This is a genomic window from Leuconostoc litchii, from assembly GCF_008107645.1.
Lineage (GTDB): Bacteria > Bacillota > Bacilli > Lactobacillales > Lactobacillaceae > Leuconostoc > Leuconostoc litchii.
The window spans coordinates 263,955-275,997 of the sequence record NZ_SDGY01000001.1 but is presented as its reverse complement, the minus strand read 5'-3'; the positions used below and the strand labels follow the sequence as shown (position 1 = coordinate 275,997).

11 protein-coding genes are annotated in these 12,043 nt (G+C 35.6%); 4 read left to right on the top strand and 7 right to left on the bottom strand.

Going from position 1 to position 12,043, the window contains the following annotated elements:
- Positions 1–20: 20 nt before the first annotated feature.
- Complete coding sequence (locus ESZ47_RS09335) at positions 21–164, top strand: hypothetical protein (protein ID WP_167497036.1); 144 nt, start codon at positions 21–23, stop codon at positions 162–164.
- A 31-nt stretch (positions 165–195) separates the two neighbouring features.
- Here the strand turns inward: ESZ47_RS09335 and dprA are convergent, their stop codons facing one another.
- Positions 196–1,062 (bottom strand): DNA-processing protein DprA, encoded by an 867-nt coding sequence (gene dprA / locus ESZ47_RS01315; protein WP_148604064.1) that lies wholly within the window; start codon positions 1,060–1,062, stop codon positions 196–198.
- Between the two features lie 59 nt (positions 1,063–1,121).
- The gene (locus tag ESZ47_RS01310) at positions 1,122–3,002 is read right to left on the bottom strand and encodes an ABC-F family ATP-binding cassette domain-containing protein (RefSeq protein WP_148604062.1); all 1,881 of its coding nucleotides are present in this window, start codon (positions 3,000–3,002) and stop codon (positions 1,122–1,124) included.
- A gap of 94 nt (positions 3,003–3,096) precedes the next feature.
- Between ESZ47_RS01310 and ESZ47_RS01305 the strand changes: the two genes are divergently transcribed.
- Positions 3,097–4,035 (top strand): dihydroorotate oxidase, encoded by a 939-nt coding sequence (locus ESZ47_RS01305; RefSeq protein WP_148604060.1) that lies wholly within the window; start codon positions 3,097–3,099, stop codon positions 4,033–4,035.
- 29 nt (positions 4,036–4,064) lie between these two features.
- On the opposite strand, the gene ESZ47_RS01300 is transcribed toward ESZ47_RS01305, so the two are convergent.
- Positions 4,065–5,321, bottom strand: a complete 1,257-nt coding sequence (locus ESZ47_RS01300; RefSeq protein ID WP_148604059.1) for an acetate/propionate family kinase — start codon at positions 5,319–5,321, stop codon at positions 4,065–4,067.
- A gap of 153 nt (positions 5,322–5,474) precedes the next feature.
- On the opposite strand from ESZ47_RS01300, the gene ESZ47_RS01295 reads away from it, so the two are divergent.
- Both ESZ47_RS01295 and ESZ47_RS01290 read left to right on the top strand, forming a co-directional pair.
- Positions 5,475–6,338: an N-acetylmuramoyl-L-alanine amidase family protein gene (locus ESZ47_RS01295; protein WP_148604057.1), complete on the top strand. Its 864-nt coding sequence runs from the start codon at positions 5,475–5,477 to the stop codon at positions 6,336–6,338.
- Positions 6,338–6,637 (top strand): hypothetical protein, encoded by a 300-nt coding sequence (locus ESZ47_RS01290; RefSeq protein ID WP_148604055.1) that lies wholly within the window; start codon positions 6,338–6,340, stop codon positions 6,635–6,637. The genes ESZ47_RS01295 and ESZ47_RS01290 overlap by 1 nt, the downstream gene beginning before the upstream one ends.
- Before the next feature lie 58 nt (positions 6,638–6,695).
- Here ESZ47_RS01290 and ESZ47_RS01285 read toward each other — a convergent pair whose 3' ends face one another.
- From ESZ47_RS01285 to ESZ47_RS01270, 4 genes are all read right to left on the bottom strand, one after another.
- Entirely contained in the window at positions 6,696–8,888 is a 2,193-nt protein-coding gene (locus tag ESZ47_RS01285) for a Tex family protein (protein WP_148604053.1), read from the bottom strand.
- A 76-nt stretch (positions 8,889–8,964) separates the two neighbouring features.
- A complete protein-coding gene (locus ESZ47_RS01280; protein ID WP_148604052.1) occupies positions 8,965–9,396 on the bottom strand; it encodes a universal stress protein in 432 nt (143 codons plus the stop codon).
- Between the two features lie 333 nt (positions 9,397–9,729).
- On the bottom strand, positions 9,730–10,203 hold the full coding sequence (locus tag ESZ47_RS01275; protein ID WP_148604050.1) for an MscL family protein: 474 nt from the start codon (positions 10,201–10,203) through the stop codon (positions 9,730–9,732).
- Positions 10,204–10,339: 136 nt separating this feature from the next.
- The coding region (locus tag ESZ47_RS01270) for a carbohydrate-binding domain-containing protein (RefSeq protein WP_244307534.1) at positions 10,340–12,043 on the bottom strand (1,704 nt) is incomplete at its 5' end.

Sequence of the window (12,043 nt, the reverse complement as noted above, 5' to 3'; positions counted from 1 at the left end):
ACTTCAAAGGGAGTTTAATTATGGGACGTTATCAAATTGATTTTAAACAAAAGCAAGCTAATGCTAAATACAAGTCTAGTCAACAGACACAAAATACTAAAGCAGAAATATTGGCTGCAATCAAGGCAAATTCTTTAAAACAGATAAAAAAACAAGATAAGTAGTTATCTTGTTTTTTTGTAGGAATAATCTGATTTACTTATAAATCTGTATACATGCCATAATTTCTTTCGAGCTACTGATAAGTTTTGCCCCCAACTGTAATAATTCATTGGTTCCTTGTGAATTACCAGAAAATATAGAACCTGGCACTGCTAATACTTCCCGATTACTCTGTAACGCGTAATTAGCAGTGATTAGGCTTCCAGATTTTCTTTGTGCTTCAACGACTAAAGTCGCCGACGACAATCCTGCAATAATACGGTTCCTAGCTGGGAAGTGTGATCGATGTGGTTGTACATCGTTTGGATATTCACTTAAAACAAGACCACGTTGCGCAATCTGTCGCTGAAGTGTCTTATTTTTCGCGGGATAAGCCACATTCAATCCTGTACCTATAACAGCAATTGGTACCCCTTGATTTGCGAATGTAATCTGATGAGCCATGACATCAATTCCTTTGGCTAAGCCGGACACAATAGCTGTTCCCTCTCTTAATACATCGGGTAATAGTAGTCGCAAACAATCCAATCCATAAGATGTAGCAGTACGTGTACCAACTACAGATAAACTTGGTAACGATAAAGCCTCTAAATTGCTATCATAAAATAAGATCAAGGGTGGATCAAATATTTCTCTTAACTGCATAGGATAAGCATCATCAAAATAGGTTAAATAATTTGCTCGCATCTCTTCAGCTTTCTGACATGCTGTCAAATAAGTTGCCCGAATACGCTGTTCATGCTGTGGTAAAGCACCAACTACCTCCACAACTGTTTCAATAGGCCAAGGATAATGCAATGATACCTTTTGACTGATGACGGAATGAATAATCTTTCTTTCACCAGAAAAACCAATGCCACTTGTCAAATGTATAGCTAGTGCAAATTGTTTTAATTTCATATTGATTTCCTCTTTAATTATTGTACGAAATCAAAAATAAAAAAGCCCATGATTACCCATCAGCCTTCTACAATTTCACTCAAATATGCCCATCGATTCATTTTTTCATCTAATTGTTCATTTAAAGTGTCTAATTCTCTTTGTAAATCCCCTAGTAAGACATAATTGGTGCCATTATTAGCCATTTCATTAGGAATTTCTGCAATTCTTTCCTCAAGTAAATCTATATCCGTTTCAATTGTTCCCCATTCACGCTTTTCATTATAAGTTAATTTTTTCTTCTGTGGCTTATCTTCACGAACAACAGCTTTTTCTTTAATCACTTTCGATTCAGTAGGCTTAGTTAGTTCTGATGCTAAATAATCACTAAAAAGACCGTCAAATCGCTGAATTACACTATTGCCTTCAAACATGTACAATTGATTCGCAACTTTATCTAAAAAGTATCGATCGTGGGAAACAGTAATTACAGCCCCTGCAAAACCAGATAAAAAGTCCTCCAAGACAGTTAACGTTCCAATATCTAAATCATTAGTTGGTTCGTCCAACAATAGTACATTAGGCTGTTGCAACAATAATTTCAACAAATAGAGCCTTCTTTTTTCACCACCAGATAATTGTCTGATTAATGTGCCATGCATAAATGGCGGGAATAAAAATTGCTCTAGTAAATCTGAAACACTAATTTTATTTCCATCTTTATCCTGCACTGTAGTGGCTACATCAGACAAATAAGCAATGACACGCTTGTCCTCAGGAATATCTTCAGTAACTTGCGTATAGTAGGCCATCCTAACAGTTTCACCAAGTTCAATCGTGCCACTAGTTAATGGTACTTTACCAGCAATTGCATTCAAAAAACTAGACTTTCCTGCACCATTGGAACCCGTGATTCCAATACGATCACCTGAAGATACACGCAAATTAAACTTATCAAGAATTTTCTTATGATCGAATTGAATTGTCGCATCTTCAATAACAATGACTTTCTTACCAAGACGTTGCTGACCTAGATTAACAGACACGTCTTCATCCAGTTGCAACGTACCCATATTAGCCTCTAATTCAGCAAAAGCATTCTCTCTACCTTTTTGTTTTGTGGTCCTAGCACGTGCAGATTTGCGCATCCAAGCTAATTCTTGTTTGTATAATTGCTGCTGCTTGTGTTCAAAAGCTTTCCCTTGCTCAATTCGGTTAGCTTTCCCCTGCATATAGTCTTGATAATTACCCTTATATTCGTATAAGTTACCAAATGATAGCTCAAAAATCCTTGTAGTTACTTCATCCAAAAAATAACGGTCATGGGTAACAACTAGCACTGCACCTTTATAGGTTGACAGGTATTTTTCTAACCAAGCAATGGAATCAAAATCTAAATGGTTTGTTGGCTCATCTAAAATTAATAAATCTGGCTCTTGAATCAAAACTTGTGCCAAACCGACACGTTTACGTTGCCCACCGGATAATTCACGAACTTTTTTATGCAGTTCTGGCATGTGCAACTGCGTTAAAATTGTTTTTATTTGTGCTTCAGTAGTCCAAGCATCATTACGATCCATAGCATCCTGTGCGTGTTCAAAGTTCTGAGCGATTTTAGTTTGTGTTGGATTTTCACTGAACTGACGAAGAGAATATTCATATTGTCTAATTGTTTTAAATACAGGCTGTTCACCCGATAAAATAGCATCCATCAATAAAGCCTCATCATTTAAATCCGGATTTTGTGCTAAATAACCAATTGAATAATCATTCTGTTTTGTAATTGTCCCAGAATCGGCTGGCTTTTTACCTGCTATAGCGTTTAATAGCGTTGTTTTACCACTGCCATTAACACCAATTAAACCAATGCGATCACCTTCGGTTATCAAAAATGAAATGTCATTGAAAAGAACCTTTTCACCGTATGTACTTTTTAAATTGTCTACTCTAAATTGTTTCATATTACTATTATAACCATTATTGGGGGTTTATATATTAATAAGTTTTAGATATAATAAGATAACCATTTTTTAGGTAACAGAAAGGATTATTTTCATGAACTTAACTGCTAATATCGCTGGTTTAAATTTTAACCATATTCTGCTCAATGCTGCAGGTGTTATGTGCCAAACTAGTGAAGAATTAGATCGTGTTTTAGCATCTGAATATACTGGATCAGTTGTGACAAAATCATCAACTCCTAGTCTTCGCCCTGGTAACGTTTCTCCACGATATTACGAATTGAGCAATGGATTGGGTACAATTAATTCAATGGGTCTACCAAATGAAGGCTTTGATTATTATATGGACTATGTTACCAAACAACAGACTGATAAGCCTATATTCTTCTCAGTAGCTGGTTTATCAAAACAAGATAATTTGGACATGTTACACCAATTAGAACAATCAGATTTTGACGGGCTAATTGAATTAAATCTCTCTTGCCCTAATGTACCTGGAAAGCCCCAAACAGCCTATGACTTTGAAACAACTCACGAAATTTTGACAGAGGTATTCTCATTTTTCACAAAACCTCTTGGTGTGAAATTGCCACCATATTTTGATATTGTTCATTTTGATCAAATCGCTAAAATTTTAAATCAATTCCCATTAGCTTTTGTTAACGCTATTAATTCAATTGGTAACGGTTTGGTTATCGATGAGGCAACCGATACGGTTGTTATTAAACCCAAAGGTGGCTTTGGTGGTGTGGGTGGTCCGCTCGTTAAAGCTACTGCATTAGCAAATGTCAGAGCATTGCGTCAACGCCTAAATCCAAATATTAAGATGATTGGTACCGGTGGTGTGACAACCGGACGCGACGTTTATGAACATATATTATGTGGCGCTGATTTAGTTGAAGTCGGTTCACAGTTAGCTATTGAAGGTGTTGGTGTATTTGAACGTTTAGAAAACGAATTAATCACTATTTTAACCGAAAAGGGATATTCATCTCTTGATGAAGTTCGTGGACAATTAAAAATAATTGAGTAAATAAAAAAGTTGGCAAATGCCAACTTTTTTTATTTTGTATTTTGCAATGCAACAACGTCACGTGCAATCATTAACTCCTCATTTGTCGGAATTAATAATCCTGTAACCTTTGAATCTGGAGTAGTAAGAATTGTCTCCTTACCACGAACATTGTTCGCCCCTTCATCTAACTCGACACCAGCAAATTGCAGTGATTTCAATACCTTAGCACGAGTAACTGCATCATTTTCACCTATACCCGCTGTAAAAATAATAGCATCTACTCGACCTAGTTCAGCAAAGTACTGCCCTGCATAGCGAATGACACGATCATAAAACATATCTAATGCTAATTTAGCATGTGTATTTGTTTCTTGTACATTTTCTAAATCACGCATATCGCTAGAAATCGTCGAAATACCTAGCAAACCTGATTTTTTATTCAAAACGTTCAGCATTTCTTCATTAGAAAGGCCCTCACGTTCTTGAATATAATAAATCAATGATGGATCAACATCTCCAGAGCGTGTGGCCATTGTCAAACCGGCTAAAGGTGTGAACCCCATTGATGTGTCATATGACTTACCATTTTTAATTGCTGTTACTGATGCACCAGCACCTAAATGGAACGAAATAGCGTTGAATTCATCTAAAGGTATGCCCAACTTATCTGCAGCACGTTCCGTAACGTAGCGATGTGATGTTCCATGTGCACCATATTTACGAGCACCATACCGTGCGTAGTATTCATATGGTAAGCTATACAGATAGTTTTTTTCCGGCATCGTTTGATGGAATGACGTATCAAACACTGCAACAGAGGTTGCATGGGGTAACAATTTTTGAAAAGCTCGAATTCCCATCGCATTGGCTGGATTATGCAATGGCGCATAATCAGCTAAGCGATCAATCTTTGATAAAACATCTTCATCAACAATTACTGATTGATTAAACCATTCACCACCTGCAACAACTCGATGACCAACACCTTCAATTTCCTGGAAATCTTTGATAATCCCTAAATCTGAAAGTTTTTGTAACATTAAGTCAATCGCTTCATCATGATTTTTAATTGATAGTTCCGCTTCAAATTTTTGATCACCACTTTTGGTTAGTGAAATTGTACCTTCATCAGCACCAACCAAGCGTACAGGTTCAATTCCTGCGCCATATTTAATGGTAATCACTGCATCATCCATGCCGATTCTTTCAATCATACCTTGTGTGATGACTTCTTCTTGTGGCATTTCTAACAATTGAAACTTAAGTGAAGAACTTCCGGCGTTTACTGCCATTATTTTTGACATCTGCGTCTACTCTTTTAATCCTTTTCTTTTCTAAAGTTATATTATACAGGAAATTTTAAATAATAACGATAATTATTTCTCGAAAAGGAAGCGTTTTCATAAATATAAATATGATAAACTACTAGTATAAATAAAATTGTGTGCAAGGATATTATGATTAAAAAATGGCTTCTAAGTAATATAATAGGTATAATCATTACGGTCACGATACTCACCACAGTATCAGGTTTAATTTTCTCACTCATTTCAAAAGAAGAAATTGTCACACATCCTAATAATGTTCAGTTTCGAAGTGGCCCTGGAAGGCAATATAAGTCTTTAGCAACACTTAAAAGTGGTACCAGATTAATTGTTGTGAAAAAAGCGCATGGTTGGTGGCAAGTACGTAGATCAGATAATGAAAAAATTGGTTGGGTTGCTAGCTGGGTCGCTAATTCAACAACACTAAAAGTAGCTACAGCTATTAGTGAAGCTACGATTGTCTTAGATCCAGGACATGGTGGTTCTGACACCGGCGCCCTATCATCCAACAATAAGTATATGGAAAAAACATATACTTTACGTACTGCTAAACATGTCCGTGCAGCTCTAAAGCCAACCGGTGCGCGAATCATAATGACAAGAGATAGTGACCATATTGTCCCTTTGCTAAAAATTCCAATCCCTGGTGAAAAAAATAAGGCTGATGCTCAAATCTCTTTCCACTTTGATTCTTCTGCTGAAGGTACAAAAGCAACTGGTATTTCACAATATTATTATCACAAAAACTCTAAATCACTTGCAGAAACTATTAGTTCTTCATTAAATAATATGCCACTAAATAATCGTGGCGTGGACACAGCACCATATATTGCTATTAAAAATACTACGCAGCCAGCCATTTTACTGGAAAATGGTTTTATCAACAACAATGCTGATTTAAAGTATATACGTAAAGCTAGTTATCAAAAGAAAATTGCTGAAAATCTTGTAGTCGCCTTAAAAAAATATTTTAATCAGAACACGGAGATGAAATAATGTCGCTATTTAAAAAAGCAAAAGCAACCCTTGAAGAAAGTGCAGCTACTCAAGCTACCGAAACTGTTGCGAATCATTTAAACGGTATGATTGTTCAGCCGTTTGCCTATAAAAAACTCTTAATTATTTATCGTATCGAACAATATCCTAGTACAAGTAATCATATTGAAAATAAAATATTATCATTTGACCGCAAAGAACCGCTGTCTGAAAAACGTTATAACGAAATTATCAACCGTTTGAAAAATGATGACAGTGATCGAATTGCAATTGTAAATATCTTGCCATTGGTTGATTAGATATAAAACGCCTCTTACTGAGAAATCAGATAAGAGACGTTTTTTATTAACCATATAATTACTGTGGTGGTAACATAGTTAATCCTATGCGATTTCTTTTTTCATCCACCTCAACAACCCACACTTCAACAATATCACCAACTGAGACTATTTCCGACGGATGCTTAACACGACGTTTACTCATACGTGAAATATGGACCAATCCATCATGCTTAACACCTAAATCAACAAATGCACCAAAATCGACCACATTGCGAACAGTTCCTTGTAGTTTCATATCAGCTTGCAAATCTTCAATATGCAATACGTCTGATTTTAGCAAAGCTCCAACCATCTCTGAACGACCATCCCGACCAGGTTTTTGGAGACTCTTTACAATGTCATGTAATGTTTGAACACCGATATTTAACTGATTAGCAGTCTTTTCATTATCCAATGTATTCAATATTAAATTAGCACCTTCTGTCGCTAATTCTTTAGAGTCAACACCAGCCAATACTAACAACTGCTTGGCAGCTGCATAGCTTTCTGGATGAATATCAGTATTATCCAAAATATTTTTGCCGTCAACAATACGTAAAAATCCCGCGGCCTGTTCATAAGATTTTGGTCCCAATCGTGGTACTTTTTTAATTTGCGAACGTGCTGTAAATTCACCTATCTCATTTCGATAGTTAACAATATTTTTTGCTAAATTACTATTTAATCCAGCAATATGAGCAAGCAAAGCCGGTGAAGCAGTATTTAAATTAACACCAACTTGGTTAACAGCTGTCTCAATCACCGTATCAACCTGTTCATCTAATGCTTTAGCATTTAGATCATGCTGATACTGACCAACACCAACTGCTTTCGGATCTATTTTAATCAATTCAGCCAAAGGATCTTGAATTCTACGACCAATAGAAATAGCACTTCTTTCCTCTACATGTAGCTCTGGAAACTCTTTTCTAGCCTCTTCCGATGCTGAATAAACTGATGCACCAGCCTCGTTAACAATCGTATATTTGACATCATCAGGTAAGTTATTCGACACAAACTCCTCTGATTCTCTAGATGCCGTACCATTTCCAATGGCTACAAGTTCAACATTATATTGCGTAACTAATCGTTTAAACTCAGCACCAGCTTCAGCCCTTTTATCTGCATTGGCCGGTTTATGAGGGTAAATCACCTGTTTTGCTAAAAATTTACCATTTTTATCAATAATCGCTAATTTTGAACCCGTACGAAAACCAGGGTCAAATCCCATCACAATTTTATCTTTCAAAGGTGCTTGCATTAAAAGATGGTATAAATTATCGCCGAATACGTTAATCGCCTGATTTTGTGCTTGTGTTGTCAGCTCCTGCCTAATCTCTCGTTCGACTGCTGGACCAATAAAACGTTTATAAGCATCCTCAATTGCGCGACGTAAAATCTTAAACCCTTCACCCATTGGCTTTTGCCCATTTAGTTCTTGGGTCTGGATAAAATGAATTATTCTTGCTTCAGCAAAGTCAATTTTAACAGAGAGTACGCCCTCTTTTTCACCTCTATTGATGGCCAAAATACGAAATTTATTGTTTACTAATGATTTGATAGTTTCATTAAAATCATAATACTGTTCGTAAACTTTTTGTTCATCTTTATCTGCCGCACCACGTTTTATTTTAGCAACAAGTAAACCATCAATGCCCATTCTCACACGAAGCCATTGACGGTAATTAGCATTTTCTCCAATTTTTTCTGCTAATATTTCATGTATACCTGCATAAACATCTGCGAGGGTTGGCACAGACTCATTGATATAATTTAAGAATGCTGAATCAACTGTATCATTAAGATGTGACATTAGCCAATCGGCTAATGGCTGTAACCCATTTTCTCGTGCAATCATGGCCTTTGTTCGTCGTTTTTGTTTATATGGTAAGTAAACATCCTCCAATTCTTGCATTGTTTGAACGTTTTGGATATTTTCTTGTAAATCAGCAGTAAGCTTATTTTGCTCCGAAATTGCTTTAAGCACTGTATTTTTTCGTTCAGCTAATTCTTTTGACTTTCTAGCAACTGATTGAATATCACGAATTTGTACTTCATCAAGTTCCCCAGTCATTTCTTTTCTATATCGAGCAATAAAGGGTACAGTAGCCCCTTCGTTAAGTAACTTCAAAGTTGCACCAATTTGTTTTTTTGTAATACCCTCTAACTTATCCGCAACATTTTGAACAATCATGTTCTGCGTTAGATCATATTGTATTAATTCTGTCATATCTAGCGTGTCTCCTCTACAGAAACCATTATACTAGATTATCTCATCAATTTATTCTGAATTATTATACAAAAAATCACTTAACCAGTAGGACACTCGCATCAGCATGCTCAGAAACATATCTTGCAGTAGATCCCATAAAGACACGCATCACAATGTTTGTACCAGTTTTACCTAGCACAAGCAAATCCGGATTCAATTGTTCAGGAACTTGATCAGCCAGAACAAACCGTGCATCCCCCTGAAAAACATGCGTATCAACAGCTATCTCAGCATCTTTCACGACAGCAGCAGCTTCGTCTAACTTGGCAGAGGCTGAGTCAGTCATTCTCTTCATCAAAGAATCATAAAATGATTGATCAGAATCATAATAAGTTATCGTTGGATATTGGATAACTGTAACAATGTCTATTTTAGCATCCATTTTTTTTGCCAATTCAACACCAAAATCAACAGCTCTCTTAGCAGCCTCACTGCCATCTATAGCAATAACTATTCTACTAATCATAAGATATTCCTTTCTGAGATAGTCATACTTACTATGCTGTCTCACTAACAAACTGTAGCTTTAAGTAACAAAAAACAACCCGCTCCACAATAACCTTTCCAAGAGTATAACTCAATGAAAACCATTATTTTTCGTCTATGCAATACGTACTTATACATATCTTTGCACCGGCAATGAGCAAGTTGTCTTGGAAGATTAGCTAACTTCCTTGTTTTGAATAATAATATACTGTAATAGTTCTAACAGTCATTAAGAAATCATCTAATCTTTAAATTAATTATAGCCCTTCATTCAACTTTGTGCAAACGCTTTCATATACCCCTATATCACCTTTTATTTATTGCCTTGAGATTCGTTCAAAATTTTTTCTTGCAAGTTCACTGACCTTTTAAGTAAATCATTTGTTTGTTTTTGTATTTCAATTAATTTTTTCGTCTCCTCTAACTGCGCATTATACCCCAATGCTTCTGAAGCCTCTTTAATTAAAAACTTATTGATTAATTTAACAAAAAAGAAAACACACGCAGCCACAGCACACAGTGTCATAGAACTTTCGAACACTGAACGTAATGGATTGAGAATTAAACTAACTTTTGCCGTATGGGCATTTGAAAATAGTATTAGTGATAAAAAATAAAATAGGTTAGAGGCAAAGCTAATCACACTTTTTATTAAATCAGTTAAACTACCACCTACAATCACACCAATAGATAACTGAATAATAGCTGGTGAAGTAATAAATTTCCTGAATTGATCTACCTGTTCTGTAGCTATATTATCTGTTATTGGTAATTTTATTTTCTGCATACTTTCGTCCCTTTTAATACATAAATTAAGCATTTTTTCATAATACTTGTTTATTATTCCATGTTAAACAATAATTTTCAACTAAACATTTCAATCAAAAAACCGTTTAGTATAAACGGTTTTTAGTCAATAAAAATTAGAATAGGTTAGTATTTTTTGTGGATATATATTTTTTTCTAAGTCCTGCTAACAAACCAAATTCTAACAATATTGCTACTATACTAGCAAATACGCTGGAATTAGTCGTCCCTGTTTTTGGTAATGTCGATGTTGATGAAATAATTGTTTTTTTATCATCAGTTGCGTTGGTTTTATTAACAGACGATTGCTGATTTTCATCAGTCGCTAAAGACGCTTTATTTAACGTAACAACATAATTTTCTGGTTCAAAACTGTTAGTTTTTGCAGCAGAATCATAATTTATTTTATTATCAGGATCGTCTGCTGTAAGCTTTGGTTCCATTGAAATTGAACCATTATCTTGCATAGTGTTAGCTGATATGGTCGTATTTTGACTTATATTTTCTGTAGAATTTGACGTATTAGTTATTGATTTTATTAAATTATTTTGTCGTATTGATGACATTTCACCACTTGTAAGAATGCCATCATTAGGTGGAAATGCCCCTTGCCCAAATTGCCCATCTGGTGGCGTGCCCATAGGACCCATACCACCTTCTGCAGTCATACCAGAGCCACCCCCTTGTCCAGCAACAATATTTGATGAAACACCGTTAATTGTTACCTGATAAGTTTCGCCAGCTACAATGCCAGGTACAGAAATATTCAAATAAGTTGTAATGTCTGGAATGATGGTATTAACAAATTCCTCGCCATTCTTTGTAATCGAAATTATTGAACCAGCGGAAACAGAACCAATAGCTACATAACTTTGCGTTGATGTACTTTCTTCAGGTGTTCCTTCAGTACCTGAACCGCCCCAAATAATCATACCACCTGTAAATGTAATGGTACCATCAGAATCAAGTGCACCATTATCTGGTGTTGAATCAATTAAGTCAATAATAGTACCGCCCGTAATGTTAATATCTCCGTTTGAATCTAATCCATCTCCATTTCCTCGAATGGTTAAGGTACCCCCGTTAATATTAATAGCTTGTTCATCAGTTGATCCAGAATCGTATTTTGTTTGATCAAGCTGTGCATTAATAATATCATCACTAGAATTCAAATTGATAATACCACCGTTTATAGTTATAATCTCGCCTTCTAGTGCTTCATAAGACTTTGTAATATTTAAAGTCCCCGAGTTGATAGTGAGCGTACCATCAGCGGATATGCCGTTCATCGTAGAACTAATATTTAATGTACCACTGCCTTCAATTGTTAAATCACCGTCAGCATATATTGCACCATTAGGGTTAATAATATCCAAAGTATCTTCATCATCAATAACCACGGATGATGTAATATTATTTGTTCCCACGTTTTCAACAACTAAACTACCAAATTGTTTACCATTAATTACAGCACCAATTTGGTTTGCCAAATCAACATTATTAAATACTAACTTAATCACTGCAGTAACTGGAGCATCAATGATTATTTGCGCATTCGTAGATGATCCCTCAACATAATAGGTTCCAGACTCATTGATTGTTACTGTGTTGCCAATATTGGTAGCACCATTACCCGTAATTATTGTAGAAGATTCGCTAAATGCTATATTACTGGTATTCGTTATAGATGCATCATCTTCACTGTTTGTTGTAGCGCTTGCACTTCCATCTGTTGTCGTTGTACTATCACTACTTGTTGTAGCGCTTGTACTTTCATCTGTTGTCGTTGTACTATCACTGCTTGTTGTAGCGCTTGTACT